The sequence below is a fragment of the Sphingorhabdus sp. Alg231-15 genome (assembly GCF_900149705.1).
In the GTDB taxonomy this organism is placed as follows: Bacteria; Pseudomonadota; Alphaproteobacteria; order Sphingomonadales; family Sphingomonadaceae; genus Parasphingorhabdus.
This window is the reverse complement of record NZ_LT703001.1, coordinates 489,902-507,876: the sequence shown is the minus strand read 5'-3', so window position 1 is coordinate 507,876 and position 17,975 is coordinate 489,902. Positions and strand designations below refer to the sequence as shown.

The 17,975-nt window shown below is 49.3% G+C and carries 18 protein-coding genes; 9 read left to right on the top strand and 9 right to left on the bottom strand.

Translation table 11 applies throughout. The features are described 5' to 3' along the window. Positions 1-15: 15 nt before the first annotated feature. Together DG177_RS02360 and DG177_RS02355 are read right to left on the bottom strand one after the other, a co-directional pair. Positions 16-1,248 (bottom strand): glycosyltransferase, encoded by a 1,233-nt coding sequence (locus DG177_RS02360; protein ID WP_108810022.1) that lies wholly within the window; start codon positions 1,246-1,248, stop codon positions 16-18. Then, positions 1,245-2,441: a DUF1996 domain-containing protein gene (locus tag DG177_RS02355; RefSeq protein ID WP_337658443.1), complete on the bottom strand. Its 1,197-nt coding sequence runs from the start codon at positions 2,439-2,441 to the stop codon at positions 1,245-1,247. The genes DG177_RS02360 and DG177_RS02355 overlap by 4 nt, the downstream gene beginning before the upstream one ends. 206 nt (positions 2,442-2,647) lie before the next feature. Here DG177_RS02355 and DG177_RS02350 point away from each other — a divergent pair, with 206 nt between their 5' ends. After that, positions 2,648-3,613 carry a GDP-mannose 4,6-dehydratase gene (locus tag DG177_RS02350; protein WP_108810020.1) on the top strand — a complete coding sequence of 322 codons (966 nt, stop codon included), beginning with the start codon at positions 2,648-2,650 and terminating at the stop codon, positions 3,611-3,613. On the opposite strand, the gene DG177_RS02345 is transcribed toward DG177_RS02350, so the two are convergent. Together DG177_RS02345 and DG177_RS02340 are read right to left on the bottom strand one after the other, a co-directional pair. Continuing rightward, positions 3,610-4,701: a glycosyltransferase gene (locus DG177_RS02345; RefSeq protein ID WP_108810019.1), complete on the bottom strand. Its 1,092-nt coding sequence runs from the start codon at positions 4,699-4,701 to the stop codon at positions 3,610-3,612. The genes DG177_RS02350 and DG177_RS02345 overlap by 4 nt on opposite strands. A gap of 55 nt (positions 4,702-4,756) precedes the next feature. After that, the gene (locus DG177_RS02340) at positions 4,757-5,302 is read right to left on the bottom strand and encodes a hypothetical protein (protein ID WP_108810018.1); all 546 of its coding nucleotides are present in this window, start codon (positions 5,300-5,302) and stop codon (positions 4,757-4,759) included. Positions 5,303-5,358: 56 nt separating this feature from the next. On the opposite strand from DG177_RS02340, the gene DG177_RS02335 reads away from it, so the two are divergent. Further along, on the top strand, positions 5,359-6,735 hold the full coding sequence (locus DG177_RS02335) for a hypothetical protein (protein ID WP_108810017.1): 1,377 nt from the start codon (positions 5,359-5,361) through the stop codon (positions 6,733-6,735). Here the strand turns inward: DG177_RS02335 and DG177_RS02330 are convergent. Then, positions 6,732-7,622, bottom strand: coding sequence for an EpsD family peptidyl-prolyl cis-trans isomerase (locus tag DG177_RS02330; RefSeq protein ID WP_108810016.1), 891 nt, complete (start codon positions 7,620-7,622; stop codon positions 6,732-6,734). The genes DG177_RS02335 and DG177_RS02330 overlap by 4 nt on opposite strands. 113 nt (positions 7,623-7,735) lie before the next feature. Here DG177_RS02330 and DG177_RS02325 point away from each other — a divergent pair, with 113 nt between their 5' ends. Continuing rightward, positions 7,736-7,990, top strand: coding sequence for an XrtV sorting system accessory protein (locus DG177_RS02325; protein WP_108810015.1), 255 nt, complete (start codon positions 7,736-7,738; stop codon positions 7,988-7,990). A gap of 32 nt (positions 7,991-8,022) precedes the next feature. On the opposite strand, the gene epsI is transcribed toward DG177_RS02325, so the two are convergent. Next, positions 8,023-8,754 carry an exosortase-associated protein EpsI, V-type gene (gene epsI / locus DG177_RS02320; RefSeq protein WP_108810014.1) on the bottom strand — a complete coding sequence of 244 codons (732 nt, stop codon included), beginning with the start codon at positions 8,752-8,754 and terminating at the stop codon, positions 8,023-8,025. After that, positions 8,751-9,629 carry an exosortase V gene (xrtV, locus tag DG177_RS02315; RefSeq protein ID WP_108810013.1) on the bottom strand — a complete coding sequence of 293 codons (879 nt, stop codon included), beginning with the start codon at positions 9,627-9,629 and terminating at the stop codon, positions 8,751-8,753. Before xrtV ends, epsI begins: the two co-directional genes overlap by 4 nt. A 376-nt stretch (positions 9,630-10,005) precedes the next feature. On the opposite strand from xrtV, the gene DG177_RS02310 reads away from it, so the two are divergent. The 3 genes from DG177_RS02310 to DG177_RS02300 all read left to right on the top strand — a co-directional run bounded on the left by DG177_RS02310 (position 10,006) and on the right by DG177_RS02300 (position 12,805). After that, a complete protein-coding gene (locus tag DG177_RS02310) occupies positions 10,006-11,073 on the top strand; it encodes a cell wall hydrolase (RefSeq protein ID WP_337658442.1) in 1,068 nt (355 codons plus the stop codon). Positions 11,074-11,245: 172 nt separating this feature from the next. Beyond that, positions 11,246-12,220, top strand: a complete 975-nt coding sequence (locus DG177_RS02305; protein WP_337658441.1) for a hypothetical protein — start codon at positions 11,246-11,248, stop codon at positions 12,218-12,220. A gap of 63 nt (positions 12,221-12,283) precedes the next feature. Next, on the top strand, positions 12,284-12,805 hold the full coding sequence (locus tag DG177_RS02300) for a TIGR02281 family clan AA aspartic protease (RefSeq protein ID WP_108810011.1): 522 nt from the start codon (positions 12,284-12,286) through the stop codon (positions 12,803-12,805). Between the two features lie 31 nt (positions 12,806-12,836). Here DG177_RS02300 and DG177_RS02295 read toward each other — a convergent pair whose 3' ends face one another. Continuing rightward, positions 12,837-13,520: a PEPxxWA-CTERM sorting domain-containing protein gene (locus tag DG177_RS02295; RefSeq protein ID WP_108810010.1), complete on the bottom strand. Its 684-nt coding sequence runs from the start codon at positions 13,518-13,520 to the stop codon at positions 12,837-12,839. A gap of 478 nt (positions 13,521-13,998) precedes the next feature. Here DG177_RS02295 and DG177_RS02290 point away from each other — a divergent pair, with 478 nt between their 5' ends. The 3 genes from DG177_RS02290 to DG177_RS02280 all read left to right on the top strand — a co-directional run bounded on the left by DG177_RS02290 (position 13,999) and on the right by DG177_RS02280 (position 16,848). Beyond that, complete coding sequence (locus DG177_RS02290; RefSeq protein ID WP_108810009.1) at positions 13,999-14,658, top strand: PEPxxWA-CTERM sorting domain-containing protein; 660 nt, start codon at positions 13,999-14,001, stop codon at positions 14,656-14,658. Between the two features lie 207 nt (positions 14,659-14,865). Then, the gene (locus tag DG177_RS02285; protein WP_108810008.1) at positions 14,866-15,150 is read left to right on the top strand and encodes a hypothetical protein; all 285 of its coding nucleotides are present in this window, start codon (positions 14,866-14,868) and stop codon (positions 15,148-15,150) included. Between the two features lie 306 nt (positions 15,151-15,456). Beyond that, complete coding sequence (locus DG177_RS02280; protein ID WP_337658440.1) at positions 15,457-16,848, top strand: sugar transferase; 1,392 nt, start codon at positions 15,457-15,459, stop codon at positions 16,846-16,848. A gap of 49 nt (positions 16,849-16,897) precedes the next feature. Here the strand turns inward: DG177_RS02280 and DG177_RS02275 are convergent, their stop codons facing one another. Next, on the bottom strand, positions 16,898-17,926 hold the full coding sequence (locus DG177_RS02275; protein WP_337658439.1) for an acyltransferase family protein: 1,029 nt from the start codon (positions 17,924-17,926) through the stop codon (positions 16,898-16,900). Positions 17,927-17,975 lie beyond the last annotated feature (49 nt).

Genomic DNA, 17,975 nt, shown 5'->3' with positions numbered 1-17,975 from the left:
TCGGTCCCAAATAGACTATTCGTCCACTGAACCTGAACTATTTTTTTCTCCAGAGCGCCGTGTGCGTATCCAACGCGTCTCACTTCCACCGAACAGTTTGAGATAGACAGGTATTTTCCACAATATGTAAAATGGTATCCGGATCAATGCACTGGCCGATAATGTTCGGCGCCCCTCTAGGAGCCAGACCGCGATCGTCGCCGTCGCCGCGGTTGTCAGCGTGATCGAAAGAATTAGGAAGGGCAGGGGGGAGGCACCCAACAATGTCAAAAGGCCAGTGGTGATGACTAGGGTAAACCCACTTGCGAACAACAAGGCGAGCGGCGGAACGAGGAGATGCAATCCCAGAAGAACCTGCGGTCTGGACCATGTCCGCAAACCTGAGATGACAAGAGGGAGAGCCTGAACCCGCGCTGTGGTGAGAAATCCGTGCTCCCATCTGGTGCGCTGGACCAGGGTATCTTCTTCTGCCGCAGCTCCGCTCGATACCCCTGCTGACTCTAGAAAAACGGGTGTATTCCCTTGTTTTGTAACATTAATGCCCAGTGCGAGATCTTCTGCTAGATCACCACTGGACAACCGTGCATCTGCAAATATCGACCAGGGAAATGCCATACCCGTACCGGTCAGCAGAGCCGCGCCTCCAAGTCGTGTCATTCCGCGCTGACGGATTAGATTTTTCATCAACATTGCAAAATTCGATATTTGCACGACAGGTGAAGCTATCGAAGCGCTATGGATCAGGTTCGTCGCTTGTACGGGAACCGAAAGGCGATTGGCGGCGTGCGCCAGTTTGACTGCACTGCCCTTGCCAAGGGTGCAATCGGCATCAAGTACGATAACGCTATCCGGAGGGTCCATAGCAAGCGCATCCCTGCCAAATGCCAATGCATAACCCTTACCGAGCAGTTCTGAATTGTTCCGCTCTACCACCGCCGCTCCAGCGGCCCGGGCAATTGATGGTGTATCATCGGTACAGTTATCGGCGACAACCAATATTTTCGTTTCTGCAGGAACATCGGAGATAAGCGCACTGATTGTGCGAGATATGATCGATGCTTCGTTATGTGCAGGTATTAGTATCGCGATTTTTAGAGGTTTTTCTCTGGAACTAGTGAGATCACCCATATCCTTGCCAGTACGGAATATGCCTGCGGCGACCTCCATGATAAATATGCCGAATAGCAAAAGAAACGGTGCGGCTATCAACCAAGACAGGCCGGTCAGACCGGCGGTTAAACTGATCATGAGCCAGAAGCTTCCACATGGCTCATCTGATTTTCAGAGCCATGATTGTGATCTTGATTTTGTGGCGTTGGCGGAGGATCGAAAATTCTCTGTTTGCCATTGTTCCTGTACCCGTTGGTCAGTTTCAGTTGCTTGCCATTACCCATATCCCCGCCGGAACAATTGAGCATTCGATTAATGCAATGCGCGATCCATAGTTCAAGCGCTTTGTCGTCCCACGCGCCGAACCAGTCCGTATGGAACGTGGTGCCGGGTTTCGCCGGCTTCATTCCCGGCATATAGTCTGACGAAAGGTGCCAACTCGGATTATCGGGATCCCACTTTCCCGATCCATCAAGTGTTTCGTCGGTTTCATACCAGGCAGCCAGAGTGAAGGTTGGCATATGATAGGGATGGCTTTTGGGGCATCGTGCCTTTCCGTCATTTCCGCGTACACGATAAGCGATGTGGCTGCGATGGTCCTTGCTGTCGAGATTCTTTCCGTCCCAGCAATTGGGTGCATTGATCAGTGCACCAATCTGGTTGCCTGGCGGGCAATTTTCGGCCGCCGTGACAATATCTGGGTATTTACCGGGTTTTGCGGTCGGGCCTTTACAGTTGAAATAACCATTTCCGGTCTTTTTTCCTGATTTGTTCAACATATCATGGCCGAAGATGAAACGTAGCCCTCTTGGTATCGATACGCATGTCTGCTTCGATCGATCTACGCGGTCCCTACAATCCAGAGATGAGGCTGGCAGTCGTTTGTAATAGATGCTGACATGATGGGGTTTCACAACCTGTCCACGACCATTCATCATTGCTGGCATCCAGTAGGCAGAACGGTTCAACCGATTGTTGCAAGTGCTATCTCCAGTCGTGCGCAGACTTTCGTAAGTAGAATGAGCATCTGCCAGCGTATTGCCAAAAAACTGATGCAGGTGTGATTTTCCGGGTTCTCCGGGATACACAATTGGGTCGTCAAAGCTTATTTGGCCAGGACTACACAAGAAACGGAAAGCCCCTACAACATCAGGCGCCGAACTCGGAGGGATATTGCCGGCACCCCATGCAGGAACCATCTCAGCTTCAATATCGAAATTACTGGCTATGCGTGGAAGTTCAACGCCTGGCGGAATCGGGTCAGTTTCGGCAATAGCGCCCGAAGAAACAAACAAAGCCATCACTACAACCGCTGATCGAATAATGGGCATAACCGAACTTCTTTCTGTCATCGGGTCTACTATAAGCTACTCGGCTTAGTAACGAAACCATGTCCAATGGTCACGGCGATATTCTGCAACGAAAATTTCAGATTTTCCAATATTTTCAATTGGTCGGTCTTAAACATATCATCACTCTTGCTAGCTATCGTGGCGCTCTGTATCGAACAGCGCATTAGATTCACCGGAGATTAGGGATGAGCCGCGATTATTTTTCACAAAAACGTGTATTGGTTACCGGTGGGTGCGGTTTTCTCGGTTCTCATTTGATCGACCGGTTGATCGAACAAGGCCATGAGGTGCTTTGCGTTGACAATCTGTTTACAGGCTCGAAAAGCAATATCGCGCATCTGCTCCAACATCCGCGCTTTGAATTCATGCGCCATGATATTTGCTTGCCACTTTTTGTTGAAGTGGACGAGATTTACAATCTCGCCTGTCCGGCGTCGCCAATTCACTATCAACATGATCCCGTGCAGACGACCAAGGTATCCGTCCACGGAGCGATCAATATGCTGGGCCTGGCCAAACGATTGAAATGTCGGATCTTGCAAGCGTCGACTAGTGAGGTTTACGGCGATCCTGTTGTTCACCCGCAGACCGAAGATTATTGGGGCAATGTGAACCCGATCGGTATTCGTTCCTGCTATGATGAAGGCAAACGATGCGCAGAAACGCTCTTCTTCGACTATAATCGTCAACATGGCATCGAGATAAAGGTCGCACGCATTTTCAACACCTATGGCCCACGCATGCACCCATCGGATGGACGGGTTGTTTCAAACTTCATCATGCAGGCTATTCGTGGCGAAGATATTACAATATTCGGAAATGGCAGCCAAACCCGCAGCTTTTGCTATGTTGATAATCTGGTCGACGGACTCATGAAGCTAATGAACAGTAAGGAAGGGTTCACCGGCCCGGTGAATATCGGCAATCCTAACGAGTTTTCCATTCGTGAGTTAGCTGAGCTGGTCGTTGAGATGACGAATTCGGGATCGAAAATCATCGACTTACCGTTACCGCAGGATGATCCGAAGCAGCGTCAGCCGGATATTACACTGGCAAAATCTGAATTGGGCTGGGAACCAACGATTGAATTGAAGGAAGGTCTGGAAAAGACCATTGCTTATTTCGAACAGCTGGATACCATTCCTGCCTAGGTGCGATCCCGCAGCAAACCGCTTAAAAAATCACGATATTGATCAGCAATATTTGACCAAGCGAAGCTGGTTGCGCGTTCCGATACTTGTGCTGGTGAGGCTTCTCTAGCAGCAAGCGCTTCTGCTAGCGCCAGAGTGATGTTTGGTATTTTTTGGGTGTCGACAAGAAACTCATCATCGCCAACGATCCAGCGAAGGCGAGGTGTGTCATGCCCCACAATCGGCAGACCACAGGCCATGGCCTCTGGAAACACGTTGCCGAAGGATTCTAGTAGCGACAGATGCAAGAAAACATCAGCAGATTGATACAGCGTGGGCATCTGATCCGGTGTCACCGTCAACTGGGTAAAGCGATCTGGTAGTAATTCTGCAGCCAACGCCTTGACCTCGTCACGCATGGGCCCGTCACCGGCGACAACAAGATGTGTGTCCTCCATCGGTGCAACCGCCCGAATTCCATCCATCACCCTTTTTGTTGGGATTAGGGCGCTCACCATTAAGACAATTTTTTGATTTTCTGGAAAGCCCAGTTTGGCCCTGTCACCCGGCCCCAGTTGAAATCGGTCGGTTGAGATACCGTTAGGGATAACTGCGCAATTCCATTTGTCCTTGTTGTTTTCGTAATAGTCCGGATTGGTACAAACCAAGCCGTCGCAGGAAAAGAAACGATATTCTGCATCGTTGGAAATCGCGGGCCATTCGCCATTTTGTGTCACGAATATGTTTAGCGGTTTTTTCCCGCCGACGGTCGGGCGGCGCAGTGTCATGTTGGTAAACGGAAAAGAGCAAGTCAGCACCGCGTCATAGTCTGCAGGCTTGTATTTCAGGGCAAGGTTCGGTGCAAATGTGGCCTCTTCGTAAACAGTTTCGCTTCGAAAAGGTGGCAAAAATGGGAATTTTTCAAAATTCTCCCGGCGAACCGAGCCAGCATGAATAAACTTATAGGGATCATCCGGCTTGGCTTCACCGGACCCAATAACGGTAACATCATCACCAGTTCGGGCAAGCTGCGCTGCAACCGACAGCAATGCCACCTCAGCGCCGCGTTCGTACCGATGAAATCCCGGTAGAGCGAATAATAATCTCATGACTGTCCCATAACCCCTGAATTGCCTTGACGCGTTACCGTACTCGGCGGTGAAATCAAACGGGTTCTTTGTCTTGTGCTTTATCACTTGCGGAATATCTCGACCGGCGCTGGTCGAAGAACGCGGCCGAGGCCACCACCATAGCCAAGGTGGCCCACATCCATCCAATCAGCATAACCCCGAACACGGTCTGGTATATAAAAGCATCAATTTCATGGACCGAGATCAGTTCGGTAGCGAATAATAGCAACAGTAAACCGGTCGCAACCCCTCCAGTACTACGCCACAAAGCAACATAACCGATCGAGCCCAGAGAATCACGGTATCTGGAAAGAAACAGAAGAAGGACAGATATTACCGCCACTATCAGTATCCACTGGACAATTGCGCGATCGGCGTAGATTCCAACTGATTGCATGACGTCATTCATTTTGAGATGGAAAAAGTGTCGCCCTCCCAAACTAATCTCCGCTGCAAATAGCAGATATAGAACTGCCAGCCAGCGCCAGAAAACAATACGCATCGCGAAGGCGCAGCTCAGCGCTGCGAAGGAGAAAAAGACTATTCCAAAGGCTTGGGTTGGATTATCGAATAGCGACATTTCAATTTTATAACCCTATAGCAATGGACCTGCACCTGTGGGACCGGAGTGAAGTTATGGATGCAATATCAATAATCTATATCGCATTCTTCCTGACAGGAATAGCTTGCTTTGCGATATTGCGTCCAGTTCAAGCGGTAGCAATAGTCTATTTTGCTGGCTTGTTATTCCTTCCAGTATCCCATTATCCTGCCATGCAGTCCCATTTTGCCGGGACGACCGCCTTGTCGCCCTATTGGATTATTACAACCGCGCTGCCCAGCGATGCGCTGATTTCCAAAGCTTGGATTGCCAGTGTGGCAGCCCTGACTGGTGCGCTTTTATTTGATGGCAGATCCCTGCTTCGCTTTCGCCCGACGCTAGTGGATGTGCCAATGCTAGGATGGTGTCTTTGGCCAGTTGTGCAAACAATATTTGTCGACGCAAGCCCAGTCGGATGGCAATCCAGTCTCTATCTTACGGGTGTCTGGGCCATTCCCTGGTTTCTGGGCCGCGCTTATTATCGGGATCGGGAAGGGCAGTGCGTTCTGATTGATATTCTGATTGGACTGACGCTCTTGCTTGTCCCTTTTGCGCTTATCGAAGGGATGTCTGGTCTTCGGCTATATGAACTGCTCTACGGCGCGCATCCTTTCGCAGCAGTCGGAGCAGAGCGCTATATCGGATATCGACCGCTGATGATGTTTGAGGATGGCAATCAATATGGATTGTGGATGGCATCTATGGCGGTCTTAGCGATATGGCGGTATAGATCAACACCAGTGGAAGGCGGCAAAAGAACAAGGGTCTGGCCTGCGATTATCTTGTTTCTGCTCGCCATGGCGTCACAATCGATCGGCGCCATATTCCTGATGTTGGTCGGTATCGCGGCACTATATTTCTCACAATTTCTTCGCCATCTGAGAAAAATTGCCATTCCGGGTCTGGTTCTTTTATTGCTCGGAGCGACTGTCTATGTCAGCGGCGTCATACCGTTAAGGTCTTTGGCAAAGGAAACAGCGGTAGGGCAAACTGCCTTGAGTGTGTTACGGACTTCAGGTCGCAGTTCTTTATCCTGGCGCATATCGCAGGACGAAAAGACTATCCCGGTGATCCGGGAAAATCTGGTTGCCGGATCCGGTCAATGGGACTGGTGGACGGAATTGGGCAGACGGCCTTGGGGTCTCCCGTTATTGCTGGCAGGACAATTCGGCCTTATCGGTTTGCTGCTGGCATTGGGTTCGCCTATCGCTGCCATATTATCAAGGTGGTTCGGGCAGCCGGAGGAAACCAGCATTTCTGAGAAAGAAGGCGCTACCCTTCCACCGACTTTTGCGATCTCCACTGTTGTTATTATCGCTGCAACAGACGCGCTCTTGAACGCGTTTATTTTGCTTCCGGCGCTTGTGCTAGCCGCAAGTCTCGTCGTTCGTCGGAAAGTATCAGAAAACTAGCCCGCAGGGACTTCAACGGCTTCTGGTACTGCAGCTGGAGTCTCCGCAGTTTCGCCTGCGTCCTTGGCCGGTTCAAATCCGGACTGATAGGTGATTTCAGCTTTGGTTTTAGCTTCGGCAAGACGCTGCTTCATGATCTTGGCCATTTCTTCGTTCCGAATGGCCTTTACGGCAACAGGACCGGCCTGATCGGCATTATAGGGCACCTTTTGCTGTGCCTTGATCACGCTCGCCGTCACCGTTGCGCCGGTCGGAATCACGAAGGGCTCCCCAGGATCGAGAGATACAATTTGCGCCATCATGGCAGGCGGGACCTGAACAGAGTCCATTTGCGCAGATTTGCGGGCGAACTGGATACCCATTTCTGTCAATATCTTCTGTACGTCTTCAAGCGTGTTGGCAACTTCCAGCTTCTTGAGATCGCCAAGATTGGCAGGTGAGGGGAATATAATCTGGTCCACGGCATAGACTGTCCGATTGGCAAAAGAGAAAGGATGCGCTTCCGTATAGCGATCAATCGCGGCCTGGTCCGGTACTTTCAGCGTGGAGCCAGCTTTATCGGCATACATCTGAACAAGCAGCGCTTCACTCAATTGGCGTTGCCGGATCAAATAAGCGGGATCCTGATCAATGCCGCTTTCCTTTGCCGCTTGTGCCAGCAACCGGCGCTCAACAATCTGCTGGAGCGCATTTTGTTGCAGTTTCTTCTTGTCTGCACCCTCGGGAATATTCGTTTCATTCAGGGCAGCATTAATCTCTTGCAACGTGATTTCTTCACTATTCACGACCGCAGCGACCTGACCTTCCGCAGATTTTTCGCAGCCAGCCAGTACCAGGGCACCAGCGGTTAGGCACATCAAAGCGCGGGATTTTGCAGAAAGGGTCATAGTCACAGTTACTTCTCCTGAAATTTTGTCCAGTTAAAAGACAAAACGAATCATTGGCTTGTTTGAAACTCTTTTAAAATATACAGAGGCGTTTATAGCAACGGGAGGCTAGATTGGAAACCATTTACGATTGGCTAACAGTAGCCATTTTTGGCGGTTTGATCGTATTATTTCTAGACCGATCAGTCGAGGACGATCCACCTGATCATTTGTGGCAGTATCTGGTTGCTTCTGTTGGTTGCGCTGGTGCAAACTACCTTGGTAACGAAGGCTATCAATTGGCTGCGGTTGCAGTGATTGCTACGGTCATAACCTATATCATGATGGTTTTAAAACCGTTCGAGAAGTTCAACCGTCCCGAGGAATAGTCAGCGCCGCTTGATTTTCTCGGCCGAGAGCTTCAGCTTTTGATGCCACTCAACAGTGCCCGCCCCTGTTTGTTCATCCCCTTATTCAATTGAGCGGCAAATCGCGACAAATGGGGCATTGCCTCATCCATTGTTGGTGCGATCAGTGAGGCCCGGACCAGCACACCATCAGGTATAATACCGCGTAGGTTGGCACGAATAACGGCCATGCGTTGCTGGCTCCAAGCAAGCGGGAACTCGTTCCCAATCCGGGTCCAGTAGAGTACGTGCTCAGTCCGACCACGCCCTGTTGCTGTGAACATGTTGGCTTGAATCTTACTACCGAGGCCATCTTCAATAGTGACTGGCTGGGTTGGTGTTAGTTCATATCCGCCAGCGGGATAGCAAATTTCTGGGCGGTGTACCTGCAAAACGCCGTCCTGGGTATTGCTATAGGCCGTCAAAAACATGATCGGCGGGTCTTCGGGTGCCGAATAAACTCGCGTGACCAGATTGTCATAGAGCCGATCAGACAAAGCATCCGGAGGCGGCAGGACCACACCGCTGGACGTCTCAAACTGCCATGGACCGATGGTTTCCGGGATCAGTTTTTCAAAATCGTCTTTTTTGACAACCGGGAATATGACCTGAGGTGTGCGTGCATAAGCCAGCCCAGCGGCGAGACAGAAGGCGCCGCCCATGACCAGGTGGCGCCTGTTAACAAGAGTTTTCTGGCCTGTTTCCAAGTTTGATAGGTCACCATCACCTGATGTTTCAGCAGTCATACTTGTACCTTCTTGTCGTTAAACCGCCGCCAGATCGGCTCCAAAACGCTATCAATGGCAAATATTGTCAGAACGGCGATCATGAACATCGTGACACCGGCAAAATTGTGAAGGAAGCCTTGCGCTGCGGCTTCACCCGAATGGTAAGTCAATAAAATGAGGATCAAGACCCGAATGAAATTTGCAATAATCGCGACTGGGATGATCATGAAGCTCAAAAGCAGAGAATAGCGCCAGTTCGCCTGATGTCGCACATATATGTAAAATAGTGAGATAGCGGATAGAGAAACCAGTGAGTTCAGGCCGGAACACGCTGCGGCAACCAACAACTGATATTGGCCAATCTGAATCATCACCCCGGCACCGCCAATCGGATATCCGAGCATATGAAGAAATCCGATGGCCAACTCCGATATCAATATCTTGAGGGGCTGGGTTATGAGTACAATCAATGTATCAGGCGGTGGAAACACAAATACCATGTAGAAGAGCGGGAACCACATCACCTTCATTGCTGACTGTCCAACCACACTGTAGAGCGCGATCAGCACCAATCCATACATCAAATAACCTTCGATTTCGATGATCTGGGTTATGCGTGCGAAGAGGAAAAGCGGCAGGAATATTGTCGCAAGCACTACCACTGGCAGGGTAGGGGCCGGTTTCATAACCGGCTTGGCGACCAACCATCTCCGCCTGAGCAGCCAAAGGCCTGTAAACAAAACAATCGGTCCGTGCGCCCCGGTCTCCTGGGACCAGCTTTCTTGGGAAACGAACATCATCGTCGGAACAATGATAGCGATCAAACCCAATATCAGCAGGATATTGGCCAAATTCATACTGGGCAGGCTGGACCGAGCGGTCAAACTAGACATATGTTGTTGCCCTTATTGGCTTGAAGGCAGAAGATCTGCCATGATTACCATGCATGATGATAACGTAACCAGTTGATGTTTATAGACTTCACGATATTGTGAATTGGAGGCGTATCATATCTTTTACGCGGTTTCCAGACAAACAGACAGGCTATGTTTATCGGAATCTGGTTGTTCTAATTCGGTACATCCTTGCCACTATTTCTTTATTGGTTAAGCCACATGCTATGGCTATTGATGTTTCAGGGTCAGACCGAACGCCGGACTGTTTGGATATCAGTCTGTACTTCCCTTTCTGGCTAATTTCGTTGTACGGGGCGGCTACATGATGATGAATAGAGTTGCGTGCGATTGATTTCGCCACATGGTTGAAAATATGAAATTGCCTGACACCGATGAAGAATTTGCCGGAAACAGCCGGCCCGTACGCAGCTGGCGTTCACGGCGGCGTCTGATCATATTGTTCATCCTTCTTTTTTGTCTGATACCAATACTCAGTCTGTTCCTATCGCCATCGTCTTTTTGGGAAGATATCTGGCCTCGTAAGGACAAAGTGGCGTCAGTAGCACTAGATAGTCCCACAGACCGACAATTGCCTGCACTGCCCGGATTGCCCGACGACATGCTCAGCAAGGAAGATGGATTAACACTCGCGCTCAGTCCTGAAGAAGCGATAGCGCTAAATAAATCTGTACCTGAATCGCAAGAGAAGATTACGCCTGCTAGGCCGTTTGTCGTACCAGGAACTGTTGCTATGGAATTGTCCCGCAGCACGGCTATCAATTGCCTCACCTCGGCTATTTATTATGAGGCGGCAATTGAGGCAGAGCGAGGACAGCGGGCGGTTGCTCAAGTCGTACTGAACAGGGTCCGGCATCCCGCATATCCCAACAATATTTGTGGCGTTGTGTTTCAAGGATCCCAACGTTCGACCGGCTGCCAATTCTCATTCACATGCGATGGCTCCCTTGCTCGCGTACCCAATCCAGCATTATGGAAACGCATACAGAATATTGCGGCTGATGCGATCTCCGGAACCGTAGAACCCAGCGTGGGCACTGCCACCCATTATCACACCGTTTGGATCGTGCCGTATTGGGCGAAAAACCTCGACAAAATAAAGACTGTGGGATCACACATATTCTATCGTTGGTCAGGTTACTGGGGCAAGAGGGCTGCCTTTACGCAGGATTATAGCGGCGAAGATTTGTCGGAGGTTGAGATGGTCGAAGGTGGGATGGATGTTACCGATGAACTTGATATCGAAACGGACCCAACCGAAAATGAAATGACCTACGTTCCTGAAATTGACCCGATCCTTGCCCCGAAGTTCGATACAGGCGATCAACCGGCTGCTATTGCGGACGATAGCGGGCTCGCGGAAGATGACGTAAAAGGCACACTAGCTGCAGACAATGACAAGGGGACTTTGATCCTCGACTAGGGTAGTGCAATCGATAGAATGATGGTAAACGCATGTAAAATGGGAATAAATTTATAAAAGACCGGTCAGTTCATCCTTTTTGCCAAACGGAGTGTCAGGCCTAAAGTTGAAATTGCATAAATCTCTAGACACCTTGATAGATGCCGGATAATTGCTCAGCGGGGGTATGAAAATGGCCGAAAAAACTGAATCTCGATTTCTTGCATCTTTGCGTAGCAATATTGTACCGGTAGCCATTGCCTTCGCGCTATTTGTCTTTCTAGTACTTTTGCCACAATCGATATTCTATCGAGGCTTGGTTTCACGCCTAGCTGAGTGGCAGTTTTCCTGGTTCGGAAATTATTTTCCGCTGTTAACCGTTGCATTGCCTGTACTTTTGCTAACTCTATTGCTGCTTCTTATTCTGTGGCTGGTGTTCCGTCTCAGAAAAAAGAAGGAACAAGATCAACCTGAGCTAACCCTTCAGGAACAAGCTAAGCAGGCCATGGGTAAAACGCGTCGGTCGATGCTGAGTTTCTTTATCCTTTCGGGTTTGGCGGCTATAGCCGTGATGGTAACCTTTATCCTGACGATGCTGCTTCCCGATGAAGAAGGGAAAATTCAGAATATCGATGTTGGAAGCATTCCCTTTGCAGAACCCGAGGAAGGCCCCGTCAAGCTCGATGGCGTTTTGGATTGGCAGAAACTGGCGACAATAAATCGCAATCTGGTGCTGGATAGCCAAAGAACCTATTTTATTCCAATTGTGAGCCGGCTGGCTGATCGAAAGTCGACACGCTATTTCGTTCAGGTCTTTCGCCCAGAATTTGTTTTGCCCAAAAACCGAATACCTGGAAGAGCACCGGAGCGAGAGCATTTGCTGGAGCAGGGGCGTATTATACCAACGAAAGACGGCCCTGCTGGTTCTGTAAGCGGTGTTTTACGACAAGATGGCCTGCCAGACGAAATTGTCCTGCTTTATCAAAAGGCTGGGGTAAAAGTGCACCCGGATCACTATGTGTTATATCGTGATGCAGACGATTTACGCTGGCCTTACTGGGGTGTATTCTGGCAGTTTGTAATCTTGGCTTTCGGGGCTCTTTTGATCGGTCTGTATCAGCGCCGGCAGCTTAAACGGCTCAAAAAGGGTGTTAACGGCACCGATTAGGTTAATTTGGCATTTACCCTTTCGTTGAAGGGTTCGCAAATCGCGCGTTGCTAATGCAGCGTCATGTTACGGCAACCGGTAAATCTACTTTTTGGTGCGATGACACTTTGTGGCGCTCTTCTGGCGGCACTACAGGTATCGCTGTTCTCCGTTGCACCATCCGCGACAGCCATGACCGCATCGCTGGAATCAGAGATTGTGACCGCTGCTGAAATCAAGCCGTCTGGAAAGCATCTGATCACTCGCGCCGCCGACGGCCTTTTCTATATTGATGGTAGTATTAACGGTGTCCCGTTGCAGTTTGCAGTGGATACCGGTGCATCGGTGGTTGTTCTAAACGATAAAGATGCGTTGCGTGTTGGACTGGGGGCCGGTTCTGCTCCTCAACAGAGGATACGAACTGCGTCGGGGTACAGCCAAATGACCTGGCGAAAAGCGGATGACCTAACTGTTGCGGGTCGAACTTTGGGCGGTCTGGAAATCGCAGTAATGGAAAGCGGGCCTGAAGTATCACTTCTGGGACTAAATGCGTTGTCGAAGCTCAATTCGATTACTATCCGAAAAGATCAATTGATCATAGAGTGATCAATTAAAACAATGGCTTATTGTAGGAACCTTAGGCGGCAAGTAGTTTTTTGCGACGCTGACGAAGCAGCGTTCCAATCAATCCAAACCCGAAGATAAACATTGCCCAGCTAACAGGTTCTGGAACTGGAGACATTACAGGCGGATCATCATCTATCGGATCGTCAACTGGCGGATCGTCTGCGGGCGGATCCACTTGGGGATCATTGAGAGTACCGGGACTACCGCCACTTCCACCGCCGCCAATACCGCCCGGACCTCCGCCCGTGCGAGTTGCTGGGCCGCCTGATACCCCGCCACCAGGGTTTGAATTCAAAATTCCGCCTGGTCCCGTTTGCGCATCCGCCAATTCGGTAGGCAATTCACCAAATTCGGGTACCGCCGCTCCTGGAACATTACCCGCACCAGTTGGCGGGGCCACAGCAGTGGGATCAAGAGGCAATACCCGCGAACGACGACGGCGATCTGGTATATTGCTACCAAAACCAACCAAGTTTCTTAACAGTGCGTCAGCGCCTGGTATTGTCAAATATGTTACAGGCTGTTTTTCAGGAACAGCGGTAAATACAAAAGGTGTCTCGGATTCAGGCACCCACATGGCGCGGTCATTATTTGGAAATAGCGCAGCAACGCCAAGTACGCCGCCAAACAAAATCACAGCGGCGCGGCGCCTGCGATCAGCTGAAGCAACCAGAGCTGCTAGGTTATCAGACACATCTTATTCCTTGTTACCTTCTACCATGTCATCGTTTTGGCGCGTCCCAAACATGGCTGTTAACCTCCCATTAGCCACAATTTCAAATTTTGCAATGTCGTTTACCAGTATTTACGGGAACAAATATACGGCTACGTAAATCTCAATTCTAAGCGCACTGACATCTTTGGCGGTGTCTGAAATCCTATTCATTCAAAAACTGCACAACTCCACAACAACTTAAGATGACGGATATTCAGTCTTGTTCAGACATTGAAGCAACCGCTGCGTGTTTGACTGGAAACTGTTGAGTGGATTGCCGCTCACATTCTTTCGATAACCGTCCCAGTAAAGGACAGAATCCCAAAATCAGGGCCACAAGTCCCTATAAGGTAAACAAAAGGTTTACGAATCAGCTGCGGTATTCTAATGCACGCGGCTAAGTCGCTAAATTTTTACTGCAGCGTGAAGTCGCAGTTTGTTAAAGAGGTCTAATATCATGTCGTTTATGAAAGTTGCAAAAGTTGCCGGATTAGCCGCTTTACTTTGCTCAACATCCGCAAATGCTGCGATTATCTTGTCTTATGATGAGGGTAACGCAGTGTATTCAGGACCTGCACCAGTAATTGACTTTGAATCTGCGACCCCGGCCTTTTCTGGCGGTTCGATTGTGACCGGTACATTACCAGCCACATATACTCAGCCATTGGGTAGCACCGGATTCTACGGTTCTGTTGGCCCATTAAGCGGAACTCCGGGCATTCTCGATTTGACGACAATCCCTGGCGACATTGCCGCCTTCAGTTTCATTTGGGGTTCGGTTGATTTTACCAATAACCTGAATGTGTTGGACGCCAGCGATAATGTTATATTCTCGCTAACGGGACGCCAACTCCTTGATTTTGGAGCACCTGGTGGATTGCCTTATACGACTGAAGAGTTGAATCCCATCGTCACTTTGACCTTTACCGATGGTGATCTTGGGCTCGCTAGATCGATTGAATTTTCGTCGACCAATAACTCTTTCGAGTTTGACAACTTCGCTGTTAACGCGGTTCCAGAACCAGCAACATGGGCCTTTATGATTTTCGGATTTGGCGCGGTTGGTACAGCAATGCGCCGTCGTCGTTCAACCAAGCCGGCTTTAAAACTGGCTTAATCTACCCAAATTATAATGAAAAGCGGCTGATCCTAACGGGTCGGCCGTTTTTTTTTGCCAGTGCCGCGCACCTCGCCGTCATGATCATATGGCATCCTGAATTACCTGCTCGCTGTCCAATAAATCTCCTGCAAAGTCGAAGTCTTTCCGATGCTTTAACGTTTGGGAAACCAATTTTGGGGCACTGTCCAGGCAGGAGACATAGCCATGAATGCACGCAAAATTCGATTTGATGAGAGTTTCGTTGCCGACCGAGATGAAAAACCCTTAGTCACACCGGGGGAAGTCAAAGCTTTGGGATCATCCGATCCAATCTATGTTCCTTCACCGGCACGCCAATTACAGCAGCAACTGAAAGATCAGATCGATGATTCCATTGCTTCCAAACCCGCAGAAAAATTCAGCGGCCTGGTCAGTATTTCGGTTATTGTCGGCAGCAGCCTTGTTCTCTGGGCCGGAGCGATCGGACTGGCAGTAATGGCTTATGGCTGAGGCGCTAAAATAAGGCTACGAACGAATTTCAATTTGGATATTTGTTGTTGCCGCAATCTCACTATCTGTATCAAAAAGAGACACATGGGCTCGAACGCCCCAAGAACCGCTAGGATATTATGCGTGAATTCCACGCATGTTCCATGCTCAAACCTCCAATTTACCATGATTATCTTATAGAAACTCCTCAATATCAGAGGGTTCCGGAATTTTGGTTAACAAATGATTAGTTTGTGGCCTTCTGACTAGTTTTGTTCTATCGGGAATTGGGGTTGCACAATTGTGTATATATGTATGGTGCGATAGTTGGACGAGAGTTACCCTTTTTCAGAACAGCAGGTAAATGGCGGAACAACGGATCGTTGGCCGCTTAGATCTGTTCGGATATTTTTATATGCAGTGCTGCAATCGCTGGATGTAATAGCGATCATTGCTGGCTTCTTGATGGCCAGTTTCTTGCGTGAAGACAAATGGCTCTCTCCGCAAGGCTATCATATCGTGCTGCTGGTTGTTCCCATATTCCTTATGTTTGCGTTCACACGCGATTCCTATTCGATTGATTCCCTAAAAAGCCTGTCCGAGAGCGTTAGGCGGCCATTTTCAGCACTATTTGCGACAGCGATGATTGTGTTGATGTTCACATTCTTCTCTCAAACTGGAACCGACATTTCTCGCTTGGCTTTCGCTTTCGCTTTTGCAGCCAGCGCCGCGTTCATCGGTATTGGCCGTTTTTTGGTTCACCAGGCGATATGGTGGAAGCTTCGGGGCATTGTTATCGATCAGTTGCTTATTGTCGATGGCGTGCCGCCTGTAGCTTTTGAAAAAGGCATGTATTGCGTCGATGCGCAGGCTGAAAAACTATACCCGGATCCAATGGATCCACATATGCTGTCTCATCTGTCAGAAGTCGTCAAAGGTTATGATCGCATCATTGTTGCATGCACACGTGAACGCAGAGGAGATTGGGCGCTATTCCTCAAAGGATCTGACGTTACCGGTGAACTGATTGTTGGTGGTGCTAATAATTTGGGTGCCATTGGACTGGGTGATTTTGATGGTAATGACACGTTGGTGGTTTCGCGTGGTACCTTAAGCCTAGTCAATCGGCTGAAAAAACGGGCATTTGATCTCGCTGTGACGATACCGCTTCTGATATTTCTGGCACCGCTTCTTGTAATTGTCTCGATTGCGATCAAACTGGACAGTCCGGGGCCAATCTTTTTCAGACAACCCAGAGTGGGGCAGGGCAACCGGATCTTCAGTATCTACAAGTTTCGCAGTATGCGGACGGAAAATGGAGATGCCGACGGGAACCAATCTACGCAGAAAAATGATCAGCGTGTAACGCGCGTTGGCAACTTCATTCGCAAAACCAGTATCGACGAATTGCCTCAGCTCATCAACGTTTTACGCAGCGAAATGAGTGTTGTCGGGCCGCGTCCACACGCATTGGGATCCCTCGCTGGCGACAAGCTATTCTGGGAGATAAATCAGCGCTATTGGCTTCGTCACGCCTTAAAACCGGGGATTACTGGCTTGGCACAAATTCGTGGCTTTCGCGGCGCAACAGACCGTCAGGAAGATCTGGAAGCCAGGTTGCAGTCTGATCTGGAATATCTGGAAGGTTGGCGTATGTGGCGCGATGTCACCATTCTGTTTGGCACCGCTAAGGTTCTGGTCCACCCGAACGCTTACTAAATTTGGATATGCTCAACAGCTAAAGCCGTTCCTTGTCGACGATCTGCTTCTAGGAACCAAACCATTTGTTTAGCCTGTTGGTCATTGGGGCCTCAACATAAAGATGGAACAAGTGAGACACGGTGATCGCTATTATGGTGAATATCGCGGTTAGCAGTAAGATAGGTAAGAGCGATATCGATACTGCCTTCGTAATCAGCACCAGCAGAGTAATGATCAATATATGCGCCAGATAGAGCGTGTAGGAGCTATCCCCTAGGGGAGACAATTTTTCAACAAATGCCGGTTGATGATAATGTTCCAGGATAACAACACCCATAATTAGGAATGCACTTGGAATTCCCCAGATGATAGCGCTCGGAAGGCTCTCATAGCCAGCCAGCAATCCGCCTGAAAACAGCATTATTGAGAGCAGAACCGAAATGTATCCCAGCCATTTTGGTAGCTTATTACGCCCGGTTATATAGGCAATCCAGACACCAAATAAAAATTCGATCAGCAGGCTGTTGGTCGCCATTGCCAAGGATTCATTCTCAGGACCCACAATCACACCAAAAGCCATCGCCAGAAAGAAAAATGCCGAGAGCAGAAAGATACCGCGCAGCAATCCAAAAATCATGGCGATGCCGAACATCAGGTAGAAGTACATCTCATAAGATAATGTCCATGCAGGACCAATGATCAAGGGCGCGTTGTCAGGCAAGAGCAAGAGAGCGGAAATCAGGTTATAAAGTGAGAACTCATAACCGGATCCAATCGCAGTATTTACCAGTATGTAGAGCGCAGCAAGCAGCCAATAAATTGGATATATCCGAATAATTCTCTTTCTGAAAAAACGTTTGGCATCAAATGCCCGGTTTGCCTGCGAATTGGTCAGTACCATGATGTATCCGCTAATGACGAAAAAGATATGCACGCCGACTGCGCCAAAACCAAAGAGATATAGCTGGGTTTTGTCGCCTCCGGAGGACAGCAATTCTTTCGAAAGCGCGAGATGTGCATGGAACAGGACCACAAGCGTGGCAGCGACAAAGCGCAGGAACTGGATAGAGTGAATTTTGCGCTTACCTGTCGGCATTAATGTCCCCCAAAATTCGCCTGCATACTCCTGTGCCCAGACGCAGCAT